We start from the raw sequence: 23,276 nt of genomic DNA on the forward strand, positions 1-23,276 counted from the left end.
TGGAAGGAAGAATGTCCAAACCCTACAAGACCATCCTGATCACGGGGGCGGCCGGCCGTCTCGGTACGGAACTGCGCCGCGGCCTCGCGCCGCTGGCCGACCGGCTGCGGCTCGCGGATGTCGCGGAAATCAAGGATATTCAGCCGAACGAAGAGGCGATGGTCTTCGACCTCGCCGACGAGGCCGCCGTGATGAAGGCGGTCGATGGCGTCGACGCCGTCGTGCATTTCGGCGGCGTGCCGCTGGAACGCCCTTGGGAAGATATTCTCGACGCCAATATCCGTGGCAGTTACCACATTTACGAGGCTGCCCGGAAGCACGGCGTCAAGCGCGTCGTCTACGCTTCTTCGGTCCATGCGATCGGCTATCACACGCTTGAAGGCCATATCGATACGGATGCGCCGGTGCGGCCCGATAGCCTCTACGGTGTTTCCAAATGCTTCGTCGAGGCGCTCAGCCGCTTCTACTGGGACAAGTTCGGGCTGGAGAGCGTGTGCCTGCGCATCTTCTCCTCCTTCCCGGAGCCGGCGGATCGCCGCATGCTCTGGTCCTGGCTGTCCTTCGAGGATTGCATCCGCCTCGTCACCGCCAGCCTGACTGCGCCGCGCGTCGGCCACACGATCAGCTTCGGCCTCTCCGACAATGCCGTCAAGCCGGTCGACAATTCGAGGGCCGGCCATCTCGGTTACGTGCCGCAGGACAATACCGAGCGCTTCCGCGCCAAGGTCGAGGCGGAAAAGCCGCCGGTCGATCCCAAGGCACCGTCCACCCTTTATCTCGGTGGTTGGTTCGTCGATATCGGCCACCCCAATGATGAGGCATCGAAATGAAAGACCAGTATGACGTCGTCATCGTCGGCGGCGCGGTGATCGGCTCCGCCGTCGCCTATTATCTCGCGGCCAATCCCGATTTCGACGGGTCGGTGCTCGTCATCGAACGCGATCCGACCTATCTGCAGGCGGCGACCTCGCTGTCGTCCTCCTCGATCCGCACGCAGTTTTCCAATCCGATCAACGTGAAGATCAGCCAGTACGGCTCGCAGGTCATCCGCAATTTCGGTGAGATGATGCAGGTCGAGGGCGACAGGCCGGATCTCGGCTTCCATTCGGGCGGCTATCTCTTCCTGGCCAATACCCCGGAGCAGGCGCAGGTTCTCAGGGAGAACCACGAGGCGCAGGTTTCCTGCGGCGCCGATGTCGTGCTCTGGAACCGCGACGAACTGGCAGACGCCTTCCCGCATCTCAATGTCGCGGATATCGAACTGGCCTCCTATGGCCGTTCCGGCGAGGGCTGGTTCAACAATACCGGCCTGATGTACGGCTTCAAGAACAAGGCCCGCTCGCTCGGCGTCGATTATGTCACGGACGAAGCCGTGGCCATCGGCCGTGACGGCGACCGGGTGACGTCGGTGACGTTGAAGTCGGGCGCGGTCGTCAAGGCCGGTACGGTCGTCAACGCCTCCGGTCCCCGCGCGGCGCTCACCGCCCGCATGGCTGGCCTCGATATTCCGGTCGAGCCACGCAAGCGGACCCTGTTCGTGTTCGATTGCGCCAGCACGCCCGAGGGGACCGCACGCGTCAACCAGGGGCGGCTGCCGCTGATGATCGATCCCTCCGGCGTCTTCTGCCGGCCGGAAGGCCGTTTCTTCCTGACGGGCTGCGCGCCCGTCGAGGACCCGGCGGCCGACTGGGACGATTTCGAGCCGCGCTACGAAGAGTTCGAGGAAATCATCTGGCCGGCGCTCGCCGAACGCTCGCCCGCCTTCGAGGCGATCAAGGTGGTGAACCAGTGGGCGGGTCATTACGACTTCAACACGCTGGACCACAATCTGGTCGTCGGCCGCCATCCCACGGTGCGCAATTTCGTCTTCGCCAACGGGTTTTCCGGCCACGGCCTGCAGCAGGGACCGGCAACGGGGCGGGGTGTTTCCGAGCTGATCGTCTATGGCGAGTATCGCACACTGGACCTGACGGAAGTCGGCTATGAGCGGATCGTGGAGAACCGCCCCTTCCTCGAAAAAGCTGTGATATAACGACCGCCGGCTCCGCCCGCACGGCGGGGCCGGTCGTCATTGAAAATCGCCTGCCGGAGGGTGACTTGGCTGGACAACATACGCGGCTTCCCCCTCTCAATGCGTTGCGCGCCTTCTGGGCCGTCATGCGCCAGGGGACGTTTCGCAGCGCGGCGGACGAGCTTCTCGTCACGCCGCAGGCCATCAGCCAGCAGATCAAGCTGCTTGAGGATACCCTGCACGTTCCGTTGTTCGAGCGGAAGGCGCGGGTCATCGAGCCGACCGAGCATGCGATCATCCTCTCGCATTTCATTCAGGCGGGTTTCGACGAATTTACCGAAGGCATCCGCCGGGTCACCAATTCGACTTATCGCAACCGCATCAACATCAATGTCAGTCCGTATTTCGCCACCCGTTACCTGATGGAGCGGCTCGAGCGCTTTCGTCAGCTCATGCCCGGCGCCGATATCCGCCTGACGACGATGGTGAATGTCCGCGACTTCGCGGCGGACGAGGTGGACGTCTCCATCCAGTGGGGCTTCGGCAACTGGAAGGAATATGATGTCCGGTTGCTGATGCACGATCCGAAGATCATCTGCTGTTCGCCGGAACTGGCGAGGCAGATCTCTTCGCCCGCCGATCTCGGCCGCATGACGCTGCTCCATCCCGTCATGGCGCGGGACCTCTGGCGCAAGGTGCTGGCGCATCTCGGCCTGCCGTCGATGGAGATGGCCGGCGAGATCGAGTTCCAGGATGCCGCGACGATGCGCAGGGGCAGCATTTCCGGCATCGGCGTCGGCCTCGTTTCAAAGCTCGATGCGCTCGCCGATATCGAGGCGGGCACGCTGGTCGCGCCGCTCGGCATCGATATCCTCGAGACGATGGACAAGAAGGACGTCCCCGGCTTCTACCTCGTCGTTCCGAAAGCCCATAAGCGCGTAAAGATCATCTCTGTCTTTTGCGACTGGATTTCTGCCGAACAATGGTGAAGCTTCAAGAAGGGGCGCGAGAGAACCCCTTCGTGCAACCGGCTCAGAGGGCCTTCTCAAGCTCCGGGAGGATTTCGAAGAGATCGCCGACGAGGCCGTAGTCTGCGACCTGGAAGATCGGCGCCTCCTCGTCCTTGTTGATGGCGACGATGACCTTGCTGTCCTTCATGCCGGCAAGGTGCTGGATGGCGCCCGAGATGCCGCAGGCGATGTAGAGCTGCGGGGCAACCACCTTGCCCGTCTGCCCGACCTGCCAGTCGTTCGGCGCATAGCCGGCATCGACGGCCGCGCGCGACGCACCGACGGCGGCACCCAGCTTGTCGGCGACCGGAAGGATCACTTCCTGGAATTTTTCAGACGAGCCGAGCGCACGGCCGCCCGAGATGATGATCTTGGCAGACGTCAGCTCCGGACGGTCGGACGAGGACAGGGCATCCTTGACGTGGGTGGACAGGCCCGGGTTCGCGGCAGCCGGGATGGTCTCGACCGTGGCGCTACCGCCTTCACCGGCTGCGGCGAAGGACGCGGTGCGAACGGTGATCACCTTCTTCGCATCGGTGGACTGAACCGTCTGGATGGCATTGCCCGCATAGATCGGACGCTTGAACGTGTCGGCCGAGACGACCTCGACGATCTCCGAGACCTGCGCGACGTCGAGCAGGGCGGCAACGCGCGGCAGCACGTTCTTGCCGACCGAGGTCGCGGCCGAAACGATGGCGTCATAGTTGCCGGCCAGCGACACGATGAGCGCGGCCAGCGGTTCGGCAAGATTGTTGCCGAGGCTGGCATCGTCGGCGAGCAACACCTTCGTCACGCCCGAGAGCCTGGCGGCCGCATCGGCCGCAGCCTTGGCATTGCTGCCGGCGACGAGCACATGCACGTCCGAGCCGATCTTGCTCGCTGCCGTCAGCGCCTTGGCGGTCTGGTCGGAAAGGTGAGCGTTGTCGTGGTCTGCCAGAAGAAGAATGGCCATTATCGTAATCTCCTCAAATCTCGCCGATCAAAGCACGCCGGCTTCGGTCTTGAGCTTTTCGACCAGCTCGGCGACCGACTTGACCTTGACGCCCGCCTTGCGGCCGGACGGCTCCTCGGTCTTCAGCACCTTCAGGCGCGGGCTCGTATCGACGCCGAAATCGGCCGGTGCCTTCTTGTCGAGCGGCTTCTTCTTCGCCTTCATGATGTTCGGCAGCGAGGCATAACGCGGCTCGTTGAGGCGAAGGTCGGTCGTGACGACCGCCGGAAGCTTGACCTCGATGGTCTGCAGACCGCCGTCGACTTCGCGGGTGACCTGCGCCGAGCCGGAACCGATCTCCACCTTGGAGGCGAAGGTGGCCTGCGCCCAGCCGAGGAGGGCCGAGAGCATCTGGCCGGTCTGGTTCGAGTCGTCGTCGATCGCCTGCTTGCCGACGATAATGAGGCCCGGCTGTTCGGCCTCGGCCACACCCTTGAGGATCTTGGCAACCGCCAGCGGCTCGACGGCGTCTTCCGTCTCGACCAGCACGGCGCGGTCGGCGCCCATGGCGAGCGCGGTGCGCAGCGTCTCTTCGGCCTTCGCGGGACCGATCGACACGACGACCACTTCCTCGGCCTTGCCGGCTTCCTTCAGCCGCAGGGCCTCCTCGACCGAGATCTCGTCGAACGGGTTCATCGACATCTTCACATTGGCAAGCTCGACACCCGAGCCATCCGACTTCACACGGATCTTTACGTTGTAGTCAACAACACGCTTGATGGGCACGAGAAGTTTCATGGGCGGGATCCTCAGGCGAGCGTATAGGCGGTCTTGACGGTGGTGTAGAACTCGGCGGCATAGCGGCCCTGCTCGCGCGGGCCGTAGGACGAGCCCTTGCGGCCGCCGAAGGGCACGTGGAAATCGACGCCGGCCGTCGGCAAGTTGACCATGACCATGCCGGCTTCCGAGTTGCGCTTGAAATGGGTCGCATGCTTGAGGCTTGTCGTGGCGATGCCGGACGAAAGTCCGAAGCTGGTATCGTTGGCGACGGCCAGCGCCTCGTCGTAATCCTTCACGCGGATGACGGCAGCGACCGGGCCGAAGATTTCCTCGCGCGCGATGCGCATATCGTTGGTTGTCTCAGTGAAGAGGGCGGGCGAAAGATAGAAGCCGGGCGTTTCCCGCTCCAGCCTTTCGCCGCCGAATGCCAGCCTTGCGCCTTCCGAGCGGCCGATGTCGATATAATCGGCATCCTGCTTCAACTGGCTTTCGTCGACGACGGGGCCGATATGGGTGCCGGCCCTGAGGGCGTCATCGATGACAAGGCCCCTCAGGCGGTCCGTCAATGCGGCGACGAAACGGTCGTGAATGCCCTCGGTGACGATCAGGCGCGAGGACGCGGTGCAGCGCTGGCCGGTCGAGAAGAAGGACGAATTGGCGGCCGCCTCGACGGCGACGGCAAGATCGGCATCGTCGAGCACGACGAAGGGGTTCTTGCCGCCCATTTCGAGTTGGAACTTGCGATTGTGCTCGACCGAGGCGAGCGCGACCCGCTTGCCCGTGCCGACGGAACCGGTGAAGGTCAGCGCGTTGACGTCGGGACTGTCGAGCAGCGTCTGGCCGACGACGCTGCCGCGGCCCATGACGAGATTGACGACGCCGGCCGGTGTGCCGGCACGGTGCAGGATATCGACGAGCGCCCAGGCGGAGCCCGGCACGAGATCGGCGGGCTTCAGGACGACCGTGTTGCCGTAGGCGAGCGCGGGCGCGATCTTCCAGGCGGGAATGGCGATCGGAAAATTCCAGGGCGTGATGATGCCGACGACGCCGACGGCCTCGCGGGTGATCTCGACGCCGATATTCGGACGCACCGAGGGCAGCACCTCACCGGAAAGGCGCAGGGTTTCGCCGGCGAAGAAATCGAAGATCTGGCCGGCGCGGGTGACTTCGCCGATGGCTTCCGGCAGCGTCTTGCCCTCTTCGCGGGCAAGCAGGCGGCCGAGCTCTTCCTTGCGGGCGAGGATTTCGTCGCTGGCCTTCTTCAGGATTGCATGGCGTTCCAGGATGCCGGAGCGGGACCAGGCAGGCAGCGCGGCCCTGGCGGCGGCGATGGCGGCCTTCGTGTCCTCGGCGCTGGCGCGGGCATAGTTGCCGACGACGTCGTTTGTGTCGGAAGGATTGATGTTCGCCGAAGCGTCGCCGGAGACCCATTCGCCGGCAATCAGGTTCTTGTGCAGCATTGTCTTTTCCGTTCAGTGCAGGCCGAGATAGGCCTTGCGGACATCTTCGTTGTCGAGAAGGGCGGCGCTTTCGCCGGAAAGGTGGATGCGGCCGTTCACCATGACGTAGGCGCGCTGGGAAAGTTTCAGCGCGTGGTTGGCGTTCTGCTCCACGAGGAAGATCGTCTTGCCCATGGCGGCGATCTCGCTCAGCACCTCGAAGACACGCTTGACGACGAGCGGGGCGAGGCCGAGCGAGGGTTCATCGAAGAGGATCAGTTCCGGACGGGCCATCATGGCGCGGGCGATGGCGAGCATCTGCTGTTCGCCGCCGGACATGGTGCCGGCCGTCTGGTTGCGGCGCTCCTTGAGGCGCGGGAAGAGATCGAACATCGTCGCCCGGTCCTCGTCGAAATGCGCCATGCCGATGGGCGTCGTGCCCATCATCATGTTCTCCTCGACGCTCATATCCTGGTAAATTTGCCGGCCTTCCGGCACCAGCGCGATGCCGCGGCGGGAAATCCGGTTGGTCGGCACGCGGGAAATGTCCTCGCCCTTGTGCAGGATATGCCCCGAGGACGCGCGTGGCGCACCGAAGATCGAGGAGAGAAGCGTCGTCTTGCCGGCGCCGTTGGCGCCGATCAGGCTGACGATCTCGCCCTTGAAGATGTGGACGTTCACATCCTTCAGCGCCTCGACCGGGCCGTAATGCGCGCGCACGCCGGAAAATTCGAGCAGGGGTGCCTCGCTCATGCTTCTACGTCCTCTTCGCTGACGCCGAGATAGGCGGCGATGACGGCGGGGTCGTTCGCCACATGCTCGGGCGTGCCGTCGGAAATCACCTCGCCGTGGTCGAGCACGACGATGTGCTGGGAAATGCGCATCACGAGGCCCATGTCGTGCTCGATGACGAGCACCGTCTGGCCGTGTTCGCGGCACAGCCGCTGGATGACCTCGGAGAGCTCGCGCGTTTCGGACGGGTTGAGGCCGGCGGCCGGTTCGTCGAGGCAGATGAGTTGCGGACCCGTGCACATGGCGCGGGCGATCTCGAGGCGGCGCTGGCGGCCGTAGGGCAACTCGCCGGCAAGACGGTTGGCGTCGTCGGTGAGGTTCATCTCGCCGAGCCAGTGATAGGCCCGGTCCACGGCCTCGCGCTCGGCCCGGCGGAAGGCCGGCGTGCGGAAGATGCCGGAGAGAAGGTTGTTGGCCGTGACCAGATGCTGGGCGACCAGCAGGTTCTCGACGACGGACATTTCCTTGAAGAGGCGGATGTTCTGGAAGGTGCGGGCGATGCCGGCGCGGGTGACGAGATGCGAGCCGCCGGTGATGGGCCGCGTCATCAGCGCGCCGATATCCTCGGCGCCGTCACGGCCGTTCAGCACGATCTCGCCTTCGCTGGCGCGGTAGAAGCCGGTGATGCAGTTGAACATCGTCGTCTTGCCGGCGCCGTTTGGGCCGATGAGGGCCGTCACCGCGCCGCGCTCCACGGCGAAGCTGACATTGCGGTTGGCGACGATGCCGCCGAAGCGCATGGTAACGTTGCGAACGTCGAGGAGAGGCGTGTTCATCGGGCAGCCTCCGGCTTTGCCGCAAGAGGAATGTCCCGCTCCGCGGCCGTGCTGGGGAAGAAGGCCGGGCGCTTGATGTGCACGAGACCGCGCGGCTTCCAGATCATCATGACCACCATCAGGACGCCGAAGATCAGCACGCGGTATTCGGCAAAGTCGCGCAGCAGTTCGGGCAGGATCGTCAGCACAAGGGCGGCGGCGATGACGCCGACCGTGGAGCCGAGCCCGCCGAGCACGACGATGGCAAGGATGAGCGCGGATTCGAAGAAGGTGAAGGAGGTCGGGTTCACGAAGCCCTGGTGGACGGCGAAGAACACGCCGGCGAGACCACCGGTCGAAGCGCCGAGCATGAAGGCCGTGAGCTTGGTGAAGACATGGTTCACGCCGAGCGAGCGGCAGGCGATCTCGTCTTCGCGCAGTGCTTCCCACATGCGGCCGAGCGGCATGACGCGCAGGCGTTCGACGGCATAGACGACGAGGCAGACGACGAGGAACAGCACGAAGTAGATGAACCAGAACTTGTAGTCGGCGCTGTAGGTGATGCCGAAATAATCGTGCAGCGGCACGCCGCCCTGCTTGGCCGTGCGGGTGAATTCGAGGCCGAGGAGCGTCGGCGGCGGTACGGGCGCGCCGTTCGGGCCGCCGGTGAAGTCCAGCCAGTTGTTGAGTACGAGACGGATGATCTCGCCGAAGCCGAGGGTGACGATGGCGAGATAGTCGCCATGCATCTTCAGGACCGGGAAGGCGAGCACCATGCCGCAGAACCCGGCGAGGAACGGCGCGATGACGAGCGCGCTCCAGAAGCCGAGGCCGAGATATTGCGCGCCGAGCGCCAGAAGATAGGCCCCGACCGCATAGAAGGCGACGAAGCCGAGATCGAGCAGGCCGGCAAGGCCGACGACGATGTTGAGCCCGAGGCCGAGCAGGCAGTAGATCAACGCGAGGATCGCGATGCCGAGGAAATACTTGTCGGCAAAGAAGGGAAGGGCGAGCCCGGCAAGGAAGATCAGCCCGAGGATGAGGACGGGCGACTTCTCCTTGCCCGTCATGACCGTGACGCCGCTGCCGCTGCTGGCGGCCCTGCCGGCGAGCTTCCGGCCCAGGGCCGTCATGCCGACCAGCGACAGCGCGATGCGGCCCGCGGTGACGATGGCGGCCAGCAGCACGGCGCGTGTCAGCTCGTTGCGGAAGGAAAAGCCTTCCAGCACCAAGCCGGAGATCGGGCCGAAGAGGATGAGCGAGACGGTGAAGGTGAGGAGCGCCTGTTTGGCGAGGGTGAGGAAGCGGTTCTGTTCCATGGTCCTGCCCCTCACACTTTCTGGATTTCCGGCCGGCCGAGCAGGCCGTAGGGGCGGAAGAACAGGAGAACGATGAGCAGTGCGAAGGCGAAGACGTCCTTGTAGTCGGTGCTGACATAGCCGGCGAACAGCGCCTCCGTCAGGCCGAGCAGCACGCCGCCGAGCACGGCGCCTGGCAGCGAGCCGATGCCGCCGAGGACGGCCGCGGTGAAGGCCTTGATGCCCATGACGAAGCCGATGAAGAAGTTGAAGGAGCCGTAGTTGAAGGTGACGAGCGTGCCGCCCACGGCGGCCGTCGCGGCGCCGATGACGAAGACGGTCGAGATGATGCGGTCGGTGTTGACGCCGAGCACGGCGGAGATGCGGATGTTCTGCTGCGTGGCGCGGCATTCGCGGCCGATGCGCGTATAGGTGATCACATAGGTGAGGATGCCCATGGCGATCAGCGCGGCGAGCAGGATCACCGTCTGCATGTAGGTGATCTGCGCGAAATGGGTGTCGTCGCCGAAGCGGAAGGCGCCGCTGATGAGCGTCGGCACGCCCTGATCGCGCGCGCCTTGCGAGATCTGCACGTAGCTCTGCAGCATCAGCGAGATGCCGATGGCGGAAATCAGGGGAGCGAGCTTGGTGGAGCCGCGCAGGGGACGGTAGGCGACGCGCTCGATGGCCCAGCCGTAGACGGCGGTGATGGCGCAGGTGATCACCAGCACCGAGATCAGCGCGAAGGGTACGGACTGGATGCCGAAGAAGGTGAGCACGGCAAGGGTGATCGCGGCGATATAGGCCGAGACCATGTAGACGTCGCCATGGGCGAAGTTGATCATGCGGATGACGCCATAGACCATGGTGTATCCGACGGCGATCAGCCCGTAGATCGTGCCGAGCGTGACGCCGTTGAACAGTTGCTGGATGAGGATATAGACATCCATACGTGAACCCCCTGAATTTCGGGCACGGTGAGGCCGGCCGGATGATGTTCCGGCCGGCGATGCCGCCTTACTTGACGAGGACCGGATTTCCCTGGTCGTCGAAATCGTAGAAGACGAACTGGAAGTCCTTGATGTCGCCCTTCTCGTCCCAGGTGATCTTGCCGATGGCGGAATCGACCGTGTTGCTGCGCAGCCAGTCCGTCTGGGCCTTGATGTCCGCGCCGGCCTTGAGCGCGCCGACGACGGCCTGCGCATTCGCATAGCCGTAGAGCGTGTAGTTGGCCGGGGCGACGCCGGCTGCCTTCAGCGCATCCTGAACGCCCTTGGTGGACGGGTCGGCGAGCGGATCGGGCGTTGCCGAATAATAGACGTCCTTCAGGTTGGCCGGGCCGCCGGCAGCCGCGATCAGTTCCTTCTGCGCGAAGGAGTCGCCGCTGATGAAGACGACGTCGAGGCCCTGTTCGCGGATCTGGCGGATCAGCGGGCCGCCTTCGGGAATGAGGCCACCGAAATAGACGGCGTTCGCGCCCGTGCTCTTGATCTTGGTGACGAGCGCGTTGAAGTCTCGTTCGCCGCGCGTCAGCCCCTCATAGAGAACCGGCTCGATGCCGCGCGCCTGAATGGTCTTCTTGACGGCGTCCACGAGGCCCTGGCCATAGGTGTCCTTGTCATGGATCAGGGCGATCTTGTCGCGCTTCAGCGTGTCGAGGATGAAGTCGCCGGCGACGACCGCCTGCTGGTCGTCACGGCCGCAGCCGCGGAACACGGTTTCGAGGCCGCGCTCGGTCACCGTCGGATTGGTGGATGCCGGCGCCATTTCGAGGATGCCGGCGTCGTTGTAGATCTCGGAGGCGGGGATCGTGCTCGAGGAGCAGAAGTGGCCGATCACGGCCTGCACCTTGTCCTGGTCGACGAAGCGGTTGGCGACGGCAACGGCCTGCTTCGGCTCGCAGGCGTCGTCGCCCTTGACCAGCTCGATCTGCTTGCCGTCGATGCCGCCGGCGGCGTTCACTTCGTTCACATAGGCGGAGACGCCTGCGAAGACCTGCTCGCCGAACGTGGCGTTCGCGCCGGTATAGGGACCGGCGACGCCGATCTTGACCGTGTCGGCGAAGGCCGGGGCGAGAAACAGGGTGGAGGCGATGGCAGTCGCCGCCAGGATTTTCGAAATCTGGATCATGGGCTTCCCTCTGGTTAAGCCGTTAAACTCTTCAGTGGGATACGGTTCGCTCCGCATCTGTTGTTGTCACAGGGGCGAGCGCAGGCGTTTTCTTCTGCGCTCGTCCTTGCAGTTTTTTGGCCACTGAAAAGAGTATAGGGGCTGCCCACGCGCCGGAGTGCGTAAGAAATTCCGTCGATCGACAAGCTATCCTTGATGCGTCGATGGCGTCTTCATGAGCCGAAGAGCGATACGAGGCTGTGGTTGGTCTCGTAGTCCGTCATGTCGATGCGCAGAGCCGAGACCGAGGGCGCCTTCAGCGCCAGCGCTTCGGCATCGCTGCCGACCTCGTATTCCGCCATGTCATGCACGGAATGGATCCAGTAATAGGGGAACTTCCGGCCATCCAGCCGCTGTTCGACCTGGTAGCCGTGGGCGCGCTTGCCCTGCGAGACGACGCGTACCGCCTGGAGCTCCTCGTCGCGGCAGTTCGGGAAGTTGATGTTGTAGAAGACGCCTTCCTTGCGCGGCAGGGAGAGCAGCTTGCGGATGATGGCCGGGGCGTTCTTGCGGCTGATGTCCCAGTTGAAGATGCGCTCGCCATCGACGAAGTCGTAATGCTGCGAGAGCGCGATGGAGGGCACGCCGAACAGCGTGCCTTCGATCGTGCCGCCGATCGTGCCGGAATAGATGATGTCGTCGGCGATGTTGGCGCCGGAATTGACGCCGGAGAGAATGAGATCCGGCGGTTCGGGCAGAAGGTCGCGCACGCCGACGATCACGCAGTCGGCGGGCGTTCCGGTGACGGAATAGCGTTTGTCGCCGTATTTGCGCACGCGTAGCGGCTCGAGCTGGGTCAGCGAATGGGCAAGGCCGCTGCGGTCCGTTTCCGGCGCCACGGACCAGACGTCGTCGGACAGCGTGTGGGCGATCTCCTCGAGCACGCGGAAACCGTCGGCGTGGATACTGTCGTCGTTGGTAAGCAGAATTCTCATGTCATGTCTCGCAAATGAGGTTTTGGATGTTGAAGGGGCGGGCGTCAGCGGGCTTTCGGCCGGCCGACGAGGGCGAGGATGGCGTGCATGACGAGCGTCGCGGCGAGCACCGTCGCCATGATGCAGACGGAGAAGGCCGCCGCCTGCGTGCTCTTGCCGCCCTGGTCGAGCCGCATCACCGTCACCGCCGCGACCGTCATGGACGGCGTGACGAGGAAAATGACGGCCGAGAGCGTGACCATCGCCCGCATGAACAGGAAGAAGAACACCGAAACGAGCGTCGGCGTCATCACCGGCATGACGGCATCGCGCAGTGCATGGAGATTGCTGCCGCCCATGCAGGTGACGGTTTCCTCGATGCTCTTCGGTACGGAGCGGATGCCCGTCACCATCGTGAGGAAGCCCTGGGAGTGGTAGTGGTAGAAATTGCAGATCGCGATGAGGAAGGCCGAGCCGTAGAGCGCGCCGAGCACCGAGCCCGATACGTTGAAGGACAGGACATAGGACAGGCCCAATACCAGTCCGGGTACGCCGACCGGTACGATCGCCAGGAAGTAGACCACGCGCGCCGCGACCGGCCCCAGCCGGCGCTGGGCGAGCGCCAGCAGGAAGAGCGAAAGTGTCCCGATGGCTGCGGTCTCAAGGGAGATGAGCAGCGTCGACCAGAGAGAATCGTAGCCGCCCGCCATGGAGATGTCGTAGTTCGCCAGTGTGAAGTCGAGCCGATAGGGCCAGAGCTTCACGAAGCTGGCGTAGACGACGGTGGCGACCACCGCAAGGACCACGAGGCCGATCGCATGGACGACGAGGCCGAGCGGCAAGTCGCGCAACGGCACGTAATCCTGTGCAACAGGCACCGCGCTTTCCGACGAGCCGCCGAACTGGCGCTGATTGGCGACCCGCTGGATGTAGATGGCAAGCAGCGTCGGCAGCAGCAGCATGATGCCGACGACGGCGCCCATGTTGAAGTTCATCTGGCCGACGACCTGGGTGTAGATTTCCATGGCCAGCACCTGGAACGAGCCGCCGATGACGGCGGCATTGCCGAAGTCCGTGACGGAGACCGTGAAGACGACGAAGGCGGCGCTGATCAGGCCGAACTTGGCCGAAGGGAAGGTGATGTCGACGAAGCGCCGCCAGCGTGACGCGCCAAGCAGGAGGGCCGCGTCATAGGGACGGGCGTCGGACCGGCGCAGCGAGGTCTCGAGGATCATCACTGCCTGCGGCAGGGCATACATGCAGTTGGCGATCAGCAGACCCCAGAAGCCGTAGATCTGAATGTCGAGATGCAGATACTTGTTGATGAGCCCGTTGCGGCCGAAGAGGAAGATCAGGCCGAGCGCCTGCACCAGCGAGGGAGCGAGCAGCGGCAGGATCAGGATGATGCGGATCAGCCGCTTGCCGGGGATCTTCGTGCGCTGGAGCATGAAGGCGATGGCGAAGCCGAGCACCACGCAGACGAGCGTGGTGACGCCGCCGATCAGCAGGCTGTTGCCGATCACGCGGGGGATATGGGCGAGCTGGAAGACGCCAGCATAATTGCCCAACCCGAGCGAGCCGTCGCCTTCGGTGAGGCTGCGCCCGACGATCTGCGACAGCGGATAGAGAAAGAAGAGAGCGAGTGCGGCGAGCGGCACCACCAGGCAAGCAAGGAAGAACAGGCGGTCCGGATTGGCGTGCCGTCTGGACCGCGCCCTGGGCAGGAAGGGGAGAGCCGTCATGGTGCCACCCAGTGGCCGCGGCCGTCGTGAAGGGAAAGGGAGACCCGTTCGCCCGGCACGAACCGCTGGCCGAGGCGCAGGTCGCTGGTGATCGCCCGGCCCCGCCAGTCGAGCCGCACGTGGCTCACATTCCCGAGGAAGGTCACATCCTCGACGATGGCCTCACCCGCGGGGTCGGCGGTCAGCACAAGTTCCTCGGGGCGCACCACGAGAAGCGACCCGCCGGTGACGCCGTCCTGTTGCACGGCGGAGAGCCTTTCACTGAACAGTGTGCCGGCTTCCTCGGTATTGAAGAAATTGCTGGTGCCGATGAAGCTCGCAACGAATTTCGTGCGCGGGCGGAAATAGAGATCGTGCGGCGTGCCGACCTGCTCGATGCGGCCGTGGTTCATGCACACCACCTTGTCGGCCATGCTGAGCGCTTCTTCCTGATCGTGCGTGACCATGATCGTCGGAATTTTCAACCGCCGCTGCAGATCGCGGATTTCGCCGCGGATATCGAGGCGCACGCGGGCGTCGAGCGCCGATAGCGGTTCGTCCAGCAGCAGAAGCGATGGCGCGACGGCCAGCGCTCGGGCGATCGCGACGCGCTGCTGCTGGCCGCCGGAAAGTTCGTGCGGATAGCGGCCGATCAGGTCGGGAAAGCGGATAAGGTCGAGCAGGGCGCGTACCTGCCTTTCTATCTCGGCCTTCGGCACGCCGCGGATCTTCAGGCCGTAGCCAATGTTCTCGCCGACCGTCATGTTGGGGAACAGCGAATAGGACTGGAAGACGATCCCGAAATTGCGGTTGCGCACGTCGATCGTGTTGAGGTCGCGGCCATCGAAGCGGATCTCTCCGTCGGCATAGCTTTCAAGCCCTGCGACGATGCGCAGGAGGGTCGTCTTGCCGCAACCGCTCGGGCCGAGCAGACAGACGAACTCGTCGCTGCCCGCATGCACATTGATGTCGTCGAGCGCAAGAAAGGAACCATATTTCTTGTGCAGGTGGCTGATATCCAGCATGAGGTATCTCCGCGGAAGGGAGGCGCCCGCCTGAGCGGGCACCGGGCGAGGACGACTAACGGCCGGTTGTTTCCGACCAGCGAGCCAGAATCTGCTCGCGATCGCGCGCCATCGCGGCGAAATCCATCTTCGAGAGCCTGCTGGAAATGTCTGCGGGAAAGCCGGCTTCTTTCGCCGCTTCCGACTGTGCCGTGCCGGGAATGGTGGTGACGGGCTTCAGGGAGGCGTAGATGCCGAGCGGGCTCGGCGTCAGCATCCAGTCTAGGAATTTCTTGCCGTCTTCGGAGTTCTTCGCGCCCTTGAGGAGGCCGATGCCGGAAATCTCGAAGCCGACCCAATCGCTCGGAAGCACGGTTTCGACAGGATAGCCTTCATTGACCGCCTGGATCGCCGGCACTTCATAACTGACGCCGATGGCGAACTCGCCGGCTTGCGCCATGCGGCAGGGGCGCGAACCGGAACTGGTGAACTGTGCGATGTTCTTCGTCAGGCGGCCAATCAGATCCCAACCCTTTTCCTCGCCGAGACCGTAGATGAGCGCCGTGATGTTGACGAAACCGACGCCTGAGGAGACCGGGTCCGGCATCACCACCTCGCCCTTGTACTTCGGGTCGGCAAGTTCTTCCCAGGATTTGGGAACGGGCAGGCCGAGGGTCGCCAGCCGATCGGTATTGGCGCAGAATACCTCGACATAGCCTGCCAGCGAGAACCAGCGGTTTTCCGGATCGCGGAACTGGGCCGGCACCTTGTCGACATCCTTGGCCGCATAGGGTTCGAACATGGCCTCGATGGTCGGGTTCATGATGTTGGTGACGGGCAGACTGAGCACGACGTCGGCTTGAGGATTGCCCGCTTCGGCAATGAGACGGGCTGTCAGATTACCCGTCGACAGGCGCAGCACGTTGATCTTGACATCCGGGAGCTCCTCCTTCGCTTTCTCGACGAAAAGGTTGATCTCCTCTTCCTCGAGTGCCGAGTAGACCGTGATCTCGCCGGCCGTGGCCTGCTGGAGGAAGGCCGCACCTGCGAAGAGTGCGGTAGCGGCGATTGTCTTTGTACGCTTCCAGTATGTCATGTCATTCCCCTTCTTGTGATGGATCATGTGTTCTCGGCGCGTCGGGAGGGTTGCGTTCACGCCGCGCATTCCGCCGCATGGCATTCGGCGATGATGGCGAGCGCTTCGCGGTGGCGGTCCGGATCGCCGGCGCCGAGAAGGTTTCCGGCGCTTTCCAATGTCAGCGGCAGGCCCTGCCAGTCCGTGACTATGCCGCCGGCGCCTTCGACAATGGGGCGGAAGGGAGCGAAATCGTGGACCTTCTGGCCACCGTCGAGTGCGAGGTCGGTGCGCCCTTCGGCAAGGATCCCGTAGTTGAGGCAGGATCCGCCGTAGACGCGGGCGCCGGTCGCCTCGCGCAGGGCGTCAAGCACCGGCCGTCCGTTCGGTGGCAGATAATCCTGATTGCTGTTCGTCAGGATGGCCGAGGAGAGGGCGCTGCAGGAGCGTACTTTCACCGGTCGTCCATTCTTCACCGTCTGGCGACCAACCGCTCCGATCCATCGCGCGCCGATGGCGGGAATGTCGATGACGCCAAGGGACGGCACCCCGTCGATGGCGAGGGCAATGAGCGTCCCGTAGACCGGCATGCCGGCGATAAGCTGGGCGGTGCCGTCCACCGGGTCGAGCACCCAGATGTGGCTTGCGCCCCCATTCTCGGTCCCATCCTCCTCGCCGATGATGCCGTGAGCCGGAAAGCGATCGGCGATGAGGGTGCGCATCCGCCGTTCGATCTCAAGATCGATCTGGGTCACGAGGCTGCGGTCGGGCTTTACCTCTACCGCCAGCGTGGAATCGATTGCCTTGACGAGGATGCCATGGGCGACATCCGCCAGTTCCACGGCCAGTTCCAGATGGCCGTCCAAAACATGATTATCCCGTCCCATTTAATCTCCACGGACCGGCAAGGGGCGTGAGCGGCAGCGCACGCCTCCAGGAAGGTTGAAATGTCTTCGGAGAGCTCTGTTTGTCGTGCAGCCGGTTCCGCAGCGGATCGGCCGTTGGAGTGATGTCGTATCGCGATTTCGCAGATGTGGCAATATGTGGGCGTGTGTGAAATTGTGGTTTTATGGATTTTTTTGGACTTGAGGCAAAATGTGGGTTTCTGTATTGGTGCTGAGAAGCGGAGTTTCTGAGCATGTGGCAGGAAGAACGGCAGCAGAAAATTCGGACACTTCTGGCCGCCTATGGTCAGGTTTCCGCCGATCGCGTCGCCGAGGAATGCGGTGTGTCGCGTGAGACCATCCGGCGTGATTTCGTGGAGATGGAGGCGGCGGGCGAGTTGAAGCGGCTGCGTGGCGGCGCCGTGCCGGTTACACCCGAGGATCCTGCTTTCGACGTGCGCATCACGCAGCGGCTCAAGGAAAAAAGAGCGATCTGCGTTCGGGCACTCTCCCTCCTGCACGACGGGCAGACGATCTTCATGGATGGCGGTTCGACACTCTCCATCATGGCCGAGGAGATTGCCGGGCGATCGGGGCTGAGAGACCTGACGATCATCACCAACTCGCTCGAGATCGCCATGACGCTCGCCGAAAAGCCGGGTGAGCCGTCCCGGGGGTTCAGGGTCGTCCTTTTGGGCGGGGACGTGAAACACAATCCGATCGAGACATACGGGCCTGCGACCATCAACGAGATACAGCGCTTCCGTGCAGACGTCTCGATCATATCGCCCTGGGGGATTGATTTGCGGGGCGGGGCCATGGACCACTATGCGCACAGCGCCGAGGTGGCCCGGGCCATGACGGACAACGCCGCCACCCGGATCATCCTGGCTGATCACTCCAAGGTGGGTGTTGCCGCAAGGGTGGCCTTTTGCGCGATCGAAGACATCGACTATCTGGTGGTCGATCCGAAGGCGCGGACAATTCCGGCCTTCGGTGCGTTTGCCGGTGCGGTGCCCGGCCTGATCGTCGCTGAGTGACGCCCGTTGCGCGAGCGTTCCCCGGCTGAACCAGAAGAGGTTTAGCCCTTCGTTTTCATGTCCGCCGGCTCCGCCAGCAAGGCGCGGTAGCGATTGAGGCTTTCCTCCAGATGCGCGGCAAGGGCCTGTTTCGCAGCCCTGGCATCGCCTTGCGTGATCGCCGCGAGAATGGCGGCGTGATCCTTGTTGATCTTCTTCAAATAGGCATTGTAGGAGCGGCCGGACTGGCTGTGCTTCAGCACGAGATCGAAATTGATCTCGCCCATGACGGCTTCCAGGAAGCGCGGAAAATGCGGGTTGCGCGTCGCCCTGGCGATGGCGAGATGGAATTCGAAATCGGCGCGTGCCTCGATCTCGGCATTGTCGGTGTCGAGGTTCTCGATATGGTCGAAGGCGCGGGCGATCTCGGCGAGCGCTTCGGGCGTGCGCCGCTGGGCGGCAAGCGCCACCGACTGCATCTCGACGCCAAGCCGCAATTCCAGGATCTGCATGGCCGAACGGATATCGTCGATCCGGCTGATTTCGAAATTCAGCGTTCTCGCGTCCTTTTCCGTCACATAGACGCCGGCGCCCTGACGGGCGGTGACACGGCCCGCGACCTTCAGCGAGGTCAGGGCTTCGCGGATGACGGTGCGGGAAACGCCGAATTCCTCGCAGAGCTGGGCGCTGGACGGGATTTTTTCGCCTGGCGCATAGAGGCCGGAATCGATGCGTTCGACAAGTTTGGCGACGACGATTTCAGCGAGATTGCCGCGCTGCGTGATGACCGACATATCGATACAGCCTCTGGGTTATTCCTGGCATTTATCATACATCATACGTGGTATCTCTGCGGGAAGGAAGGCCAGGATTCCGTTGCAGAATGGCGCGGATGGCTTGAAGCGGGTGGGGAAGCCTGCGGCCGTCTATCGCCTTGGCCTGCGACCGGCAGGAATAGCCCGTCGCCATCACCATATCCGCAGCCCCGGTGGCGGCAAGCGCGGGTTGCCAGCTCATGCCATAGAGCGTCTCCGATATTCCACGGTTGCGCACCTCATGGCCGAATGTGCCCGCCATGCCGCAACAGCCTGTTTCGCCGACCAGCAGGTCCACGCCCAGTTTTTTAAATACGGCCTGCCACTGCCCGATGGCGGCCGGCGCGTTGGTGCGCTCCGTGCAATGGGCCATGAGCCGGTAGCTGCCTTGCTCATGAAGGGTGGAGGAGGGGAGCCGGTCGAGCACGGTGGCCAGCCATTCCTGCGGCAAGAGAATGCGCGCCCGCAGGCCGGTGCCGGCATATTCGCTTCGAAAGGCAAGTGTCATGGACGGATCGATGCCGACGAGGGTTGCGCCGGCTTGCGCAAGCCGGTCCAACGCGGCGGCGGTGCGGCGTGCAGCCCTTTCGAAGGCATCCAGATAACCATGGACGTGCAACGCCTTGCCGTTGACCAGCGGCGGCGCGATGAACGGGGAAAAGCCGAGCAGCCGCGCCACTTCGATGGCGTCGAGAAGCACCTGCGGATCGAAGTGCTCGGTAAAGGCGTCCGGCACGAAAACGATGGTGTTCGCCAGAGCCGCTGCGTCGAGACGGGCCAGTTCTGCCGGTGTGGCGACGGGCATGTTCTGCCGGGCAAGCGCCCGCCGCGCCGATAGCGGTGGGAGAACGGGCAGCGCCGTAAGGCCCGCGCGACGCATGGCGGCCTGCCCAGGCGACGAGTTGATGACGGCATTATAGAGCGGCCGCATTCGCGCCATCACCGGCAAGGTGGTTTCGATGGCCGCGACGAGCGGATCTTTCAAAGGACGAAGATAGCGCTGGTAGTAGAGCGCGAGGAATTTGGCGCGAAATGCCGGCACGCTGACCTTGACGGGACATTGCCCGGCACAGGCCTTGCAGGCAAGGCACGTATCCATTGCCGCGCGCACCTCATGGGAGAAATCGTTGCGATTGGCGGGATTGAGGCTGTTCCAGAGGCGGCCGGCGAAGCCGAACGGGTGTCGCCGCGTGGCTTCGCGGCGCGGATCGACGCCTTTTTCCGCAAGCTGCCGCAGCCACTCGCGCATCAGCGAGGCGCGGCCCTTCGGCGAGAAGCGCCGGTCGCGCGTCGCCTTGTAGGAAGGACACATCAGCGTGTCCGCATCGAAATCGAAGCAGGCGCCGTTGCCGTTGCAATAGGCGGCGTTACCGAAGGCGGCGCGAATCTCGTCGCCTATGCCGCGGTCTATCGTGCCCCGCAGCGGAATCTCGTCGATTTTCGGCAGCGCCCTGCCTGCCGCCGCGACGATCTTGCCGGGGTTGAGCTGGCCGAGCGGGTCGAAGGCCGCCTTGATCTCCTGCAGGCGCGGATAGAGCGGCCCGAAAAACTCGGGCACATACTCCGAGCGCACACCTTTGCCATGTTCGCCCCAGAGGACGCCGCCATATTTGCGTGTCAAGGCCACGACGGCATCGCTGATCCGACGAATGAGCGCAGCGTACTCGGGGCGGATGAGGTCGAGCGCCGGGCGCACGTGGAGTACCCCGGCATCGACATGGCCGAACATGCCGTAGGTGAGGTTCTCTCCGTCGAGTAGCGCCCGGAATTCCCGGATATAGGCGGCAAGGTTTTCCGGCGGGACCGCGGTATCTTCCACGAAAGGAACCGGCCGTACCGGACCTTCGACATTGCCGAGCAGGCCGACTGCCCGCTTGCGCATCGCCCAGACGGCCTCGATCTCGGCCTTGCCATGGGTCGTCGTAAAACCCTTGCGCCCGGGAAAGGGATTGGCTTTCAGCGCCGCGGTCACGGCCGAGAGTTTCTCAGCCAGCTCCTGTGGGGTATCCGCGAGAATCTCGGCGATATTGATGCCGTTTGCGGCGCCATCCGTATCGTCGGGGAAGAAGGTCGCAATGCGGGGCCAGATGATGTCGCCCTTGGCCAGCCGCAGCACCGTCTCGTCGATCGTTTCAACCGAGGCGACGTTGAGCGTGACGAGATTGCGTGCATCCTCGAGCGCCGCATTGAAATTGTCATAGCGGATGTTGACAAGCGCCGCGTGCGCCGGAAGCGGCAGCAGATTGAGTTCAGCCTCGGCAATCATCGCCAGCGTGCCTTCGGAGCCGCACAACACCGCGTTGAGATCGAATCCGCCGTCTTTCCGGACCAGATGGGCGAGGTCGTAGCCTGTCATGAAGCGGTTGAGTTTCGGAAAGATGCGCTCGATATCGTCGCGGTCGTCGGCGGCGATGCGGGCAAGCGTCCGATGAATGTCGCCGATGCGGTCGCGCCGCATCTGCAGTGCCCGCAATTCCTCCCGGCATACCGGCCGGGAGGAAAAATCGGTGCCGTCCGTCAGGATGACACGCAGCCCCAGAACATGATTGCTTGTCTTGCCGTAGAGGCAAGAGCCCTGGCCGCACGCATCCGTCGAAACCATGCCGCCGATCGTCGCCCGGTTCGAGGTGGAGAGTTCGGGAGCAAAGAACAGTCCATGCGGTGCGAGCGCCTTGTTGAGCTGGTCCTTGACGACGCCGGCCTCCACCCGCGCGACCCGGCGCACCGGATCGATCTCGAGGATGCGGTTCATGTGGCGCGAGCAATCGACGACGATGCCCGTTGTCAGCGACTGGCCGTTGGTGCCGGTACCGCCGCCGCGCGGGGTGATCGCAACGCTCGAAAATTCCGGGCGGGCAAGCGCCCTGGCAATGCGCTTCAGGTCGTCGACGTCCTTCGGAAAGAGGATCGCGGCTGGTTCGACCTGGTAGATGGAATTGTCGGTGGCGAAAACGGTCCTGTCCGCCGCCCCCTGTCCGATATCGCCCTTGAAGCCCGAGCCGGCGAGGTGCTGCACGAAGCCCTCGCTGAGGGAGGGCGCGCGCTGTGCGGAGGTCAGACGGGGAATCATGGGGAGTCCAAAAAACGAGCTTGCGCTTCCTAAAACTTATCATATAAGTGATAGCACACCAATGTAGCGGCGCAACCCGAAATCACGAGGTCGTAAGCATGAAGAACCAGTCCGTTGTCATCGTCGGCGGCGCCTCGGGCCTTGGGCTCACTACCGCCAAGCTGATGGTCGCGCAGGGCGCTGCGAAGATTGGCCTGATCGATCGCAACGAAGCGCTGCTTGCTTCGTCCGCCGCGGCGCTGGAGGCGCTCGGCGCTGAAGTGGCCACGGCTGTTGCCGACATCTCCCGTGCCGAGACGGCCCATGGCGGCTTCGAGTCGGTCGCGGCCAGGCTCGGCCGCGTTCATGCGCTGGTCAACAGCGCGGCCATCTATCCGCGCAAGCCTATCCTCGAAATCACCGACGAGGACTGGGATCTTGAAAACGCCATCAACGTCAAGGGCACCTATCACATGATGGTTGCCGCGGTGCGTCATATGCGCCAGTTCGTCAATGCGCCCGAGGTGACCGGCCGCATCGTCAACGTCACGTCGGTCGATGCCTTCAAGGCGCATCCGCAGAATGCCCACTATGCCGCAACGAAAGCTGCCGTGGTAAGCCTGACGAAGTCCTTCGCGCAGGAATGCGCCAGCGACCAGATCCTTGTGAACTCGGTCGCGCCAGCCGGCTTTGCCACCGACCGCGCAAAGGAACTCGGATTCCTGCCGGAACTCGCCAAGGCCAGCGCGCTCGGCCGTGCAGCCGAGCCGGTCGAGATGGCCGAATGGATCGTCATGATGGCGTCGAGCCGGAACACTTACGCGACCGGCGAAAACGTTGTCATCAGCGGGGGCTACATCTATGTCTGACGCCTACCGCACTGCCGTCGTCACCGGCGCCACCAGCGGTATCGGCAAGGCGATCGTGCCGATGCTGCGCGCTCGCGGCCTCACGGTCTATGCCGTCGGCCGCAACGAGGCGCAGCTCGCCGAACTTGCCGATGCGACCGGCGCGCTTCCGTTGCAAGCCGATGTCCGCGATACCGCGCGGATCGCGGCGGCCCTCGAGGGCGTCGAGGTCGATGTGCTCGTCAATAATGCCGGTATCCTTTCGACGCGCGCCGCCTTCCAGGACATCGATCCGGCCGAGATCGACGCGATGATCGACGTCAATCTCAAGGCGCCGTTGCACCTGACGCGCACCGTGCTTCCGGGCATGGTGGCGCGCAAGCGCGGTCACCTCATCTATATCGGCTCCAGCGGCGGGCAGGCGCCCTATCCGAACATGGGTGCTTACGGTGCTTCGAAGGCTGGGCTCAGCCTCTTCTGCGACAACCTGCGCTGCGATTTGCTTGGGACGTCCGTGCGGGTCAGCGAGATCGTGCCCGGTCGCGTGCAGACGGACCTCTATCGCACGTCCATCGCCGACAACCAGGCGCAGGCCGTGCTTTATGACGGCTACCGGCCGATCCAGCCGGAGCATATCGCCCGCATCGTCAACGATGTCATCGCACTGCCCGTCTATGTGGATGTGGCGCGCGTCGAGGTGTTTCCGACCGATCAGGCGACCGGCGGGGGAACGATGGTGAAGTTCGACGCGCAGTGACATCC

Annotated in this window: 21 protein-coding genes; 6 read left to right on the top strand and 15 right to left on the bottom strand. The window is 63.8% G+C overall.

The features are described from left to right. The first annotated feature begins 11 nt into the window (after window positions 1–11). The 3 genes from ACZ48C_RS18360 to ACZ48C_RS18370 all read left to right on the top strand — a co-directional run bounded on the left by ACZ48C_RS18360 (window position 12) and on the right by ACZ48C_RS18370 (window position 3,000). A complete protein-coding gene (locus tag ACZ48C_RS18360; protein WP_464783566.1) occupies window positions 12–830 on the top strand; it encodes an NAD-dependent epimerase/dehydratase family protein in 819 nt (272 codons plus the stop codon). Further along, the gene (locus ACZ48C_RS18365) at window positions 827–2,032 is read left to right on the top strand and encodes an NAD(P)/FAD-dependent oxidoreductase (protein ID WP_464783567.1); all 1,206 of its coding nucleotides are present in this window, start codon (window positions 827–829) and stop codon (window positions 2,030–2,032) included. The genes ACZ48C_RS18360 and ACZ48C_RS18365 overlap by 4 nt, the downstream gene beginning before the upstream one ends. A 65-nt stretch (window positions 2,033–2,097) precedes the next feature. Then, complete coding sequence (locus tag ACZ48C_RS18370; RefSeq protein ID WP_119254936.1) at window positions 2,098–3,000, top strand: LysR substrate-binding domain-containing protein; 903 nt, start codon at window positions 2,098–2,100, stop codon at window positions 2,998–3,000. 43 nt (window positions 3,001–3,043) lie between these two features. Here the strand turns inward: ACZ48C_RS18370 and ACZ48C_RS18375 are convergent, their stop codons facing one another. From ACZ48C_RS18375 to ACZ48C_RS18435, 13 genes are all read right to left on the bottom strand, one after another. Beyond that, window positions 3,044–3,973, bottom strand: a complete 930-nt coding sequence (locus ACZ48C_RS18375) for an electron transfer flavoprotein subunit alpha/FixB family protein (RefSeq protein ID WP_464783568.1) — start codon at window positions 3,971–3,973, stop codon at window positions 3,044–3,046. 27 nt (window positions 3,974–4,000) lie between these two features. Next, the gene (locus tag ACZ48C_RS18380) at window positions 4,001–4,750 is read right to left on the bottom strand and encodes an electron transfer flavoprotein subunit beta/FixA family protein (protein WP_464783569.1); all 750 of its coding nucleotides are present in this window, start codon (window positions 4,748–4,750) and stop codon (window positions 4,001–4,003) included. Between the two features lie 11 nt (window positions 4,751–4,761). Next, the gene (locus tag ACZ48C_RS18385) at window positions 4,762–6,192 is read right to left on the bottom strand and encodes an aldehyde dehydrogenase family protein (protein ID WP_464783570.1); all 1,431 of its coding nucleotides are present in this window, start codon (window positions 6,190–6,192) and stop codon (window positions 4,762–4,764) included. Between the two features lie 12 nt (window positions 6,193–6,204). Continuing rightward, on the bottom strand, window positions 6,205–6,924 hold the full coding sequence (locus tag ACZ48C_RS18390; protein WP_464783571.1) for an ABC transporter ATP-binding protein: 720 nt from the start codon (window positions 6,922–6,924) through the stop codon (window positions 6,205–6,207). Next, complete coding sequence (locus ACZ48C_RS18395; protein ID WP_318914174.1) at window positions 6,921–7,739, bottom strand: ABC transporter ATP-binding protein; 819 nt, start codon at window positions 7,737–7,739, stop codon at window positions 6,921–6,923. The genes ACZ48C_RS18390 and ACZ48C_RS18395 overlap by 4 nt, the downstream gene beginning before the upstream one ends. Continuing rightward, on the bottom strand, window positions 7,736–9,037 hold the full coding sequence (gene livM / locus ACZ48C_RS18400) for a high-affinity branched-chain amino acid ABC transporter permease LivM (RefSeq protein ID WP_464783572.1): 1,302 nt from the start codon (window positions 9,035–9,037) through the stop codon (window positions 7,736–7,738). The genes ACZ48C_RS18395 and livM overlap by 4 nt, the downstream gene beginning before the upstream one ends. 11 nt (window positions 9,038–9,048) lie before the next feature. Then, on the bottom strand, window positions 9,049–9,966 hold the full coding sequence (locus ACZ48C_RS18405) for an ABC transporter permease subunit (RefSeq protein ID WP_318914177.1): 918 nt from the start codon (window positions 9,964–9,966) through the stop codon (window positions 9,049–9,051). 67 nt (window positions 9,967–10,033) lie between these two features. Continuing rightward, window positions 10,034–11,146: a branched-chain amino acid ABC transporter substrate-binding protein gene (locus tag ACZ48C_RS18410; RefSeq protein ID WP_464783573.1), complete on the bottom strand. Its 1,113-nt coding sequence runs from the start codon at window positions 11,144–11,146 to the stop codon at window positions 10,034–10,036. 212 nt (window positions 11,147–11,358) lie between these two features. After that, on the bottom strand, window positions 11,359–12,120 hold the full coding sequence (gene surE, locus ACZ48C_RS18415; protein WP_464783574.1) for a 5'/3'-nucleotidase SurE: 762 nt from the start codon (window positions 12,118–12,120) through the stop codon (window positions 11,359–11,361). Between the two features lie 44 nt (window positions 12,121–12,164). Then, entirely contained in the window at window positions 12,165–13,841 is a 1,677-nt protein-coding gene (locus ACZ48C_RS18420) for an ABC transporter permease subunit (protein WP_464783575.1), read from the bottom strand. Then, window positions 13,838–14,845 (bottom strand): ABC transporter ATP-binding protein, encoded by a 1,008-nt coding sequence (locus tag ACZ48C_RS18425; RefSeq protein ID WP_464783576.1) that lies wholly within the window; start codon window positions 14,843–14,845, stop codon window positions 13,838–13,840. Before ACZ48C_RS18425 ends, ACZ48C_RS18420 begins: the two co-directional genes overlap by 4 nt. Before the next feature lie 55 nt (window positions 14,846–14,900). Continuing rightward, window positions 14,901–15,920, bottom strand: a complete 1,020-nt coding sequence (locus ACZ48C_RS18430; protein ID WP_464783577.1) for an ABC transporter substrate-binding protein — start codon at window positions 15,918–15,920, stop codon at window positions 14,901–14,903. Between the two features lie 56 nt (window positions 15,921–15,976). Further along, window positions 15,977–16,786, bottom strand: coding sequence for an inositol monophosphatase family protein (locus tag ACZ48C_RS18435; RefSeq protein ID WP_464783578.1), 810 nt, complete (start codon window positions 16,784–16,786; stop codon window positions 15,977–15,979). Between the two features lie 251 nt (window positions 16,787–17,037). On the opposite strand from ACZ48C_RS18435, the gene ACZ48C_RS18440 reads away from it, so the two are divergent. After that, window positions 17,038–17,823, top strand: a complete 786-nt coding sequence (locus ACZ48C_RS18440; protein ID WP_464783579.1) for a DeoR/GlpR family DNA-binding transcription regulator — start codon at window positions 17,038–17,040, stop codon at window positions 17,821–17,823. Window positions 17,824–17,864: 41 nt separating this feature from the next. Here the strand turns inward: ACZ48C_RS18440 and ACZ48C_RS18445 are convergent, their stop codons facing one another. Both ACZ48C_RS18445 and ydiJ read right to left on the bottom strand, forming a co-directional pair. Further along, window positions 17,865–18,596, bottom strand: coding sequence for a FadR/GntR family transcriptional regulator (locus ACZ48C_RS18445; protein WP_464783580.1), 732 nt, complete (start codon window positions 18,594–18,596; stop codon window positions 17,865–17,867). A 34-nt stretch (window positions 18,597–18,630) separates the two neighbouring features. Next, window positions 18,631–21,687 (bottom strand): D-2-hydroxyglutarate dehydrogenase YdiJ, encoded by a 3,057-nt coding sequence (gene ydiJ / locus ACZ48C_RS18450; protein WP_464783581.1) that lies wholly within the window; start codon window positions 21,685–21,687, stop codon window positions 18,631–18,633. 98 nt (window positions 21,688–21,785) lie between these two features. Between ydiJ and ACZ48C_RS18455 the strand changes: the two genes are divergently transcribed. Both ACZ48C_RS18455 and ACZ48C_RS18460 read left to right on the top strand, forming a co-directional pair. Then, complete coding sequence (locus tag ACZ48C_RS18455) at window positions 21,786–22,535, top strand: SDR family NAD(P)-dependent oxidoreductase (protein WP_119255911.1); 750 nt, start codon at window positions 21,786–21,788, stop codon at window positions 22,533–22,535. After that, window positions 22,528–23,271, top strand: a complete 744-nt coding sequence (locus tag ACZ48C_RS18460; protein ID WP_464783582.1) for an SDR family oxidoreductase — start codon at window positions 22,528–22,530, stop codon at window positions 23,269–23,271. The genes ACZ48C_RS18455 and ACZ48C_RS18460 overlap by 8 nt, the downstream gene beginning before the upstream one ends. Window positions 23,272–23,276: the final 5 nt, after the last annotated feature.

Source organism: Shinella sp. 1A1 (assembly GCF_055379515.1).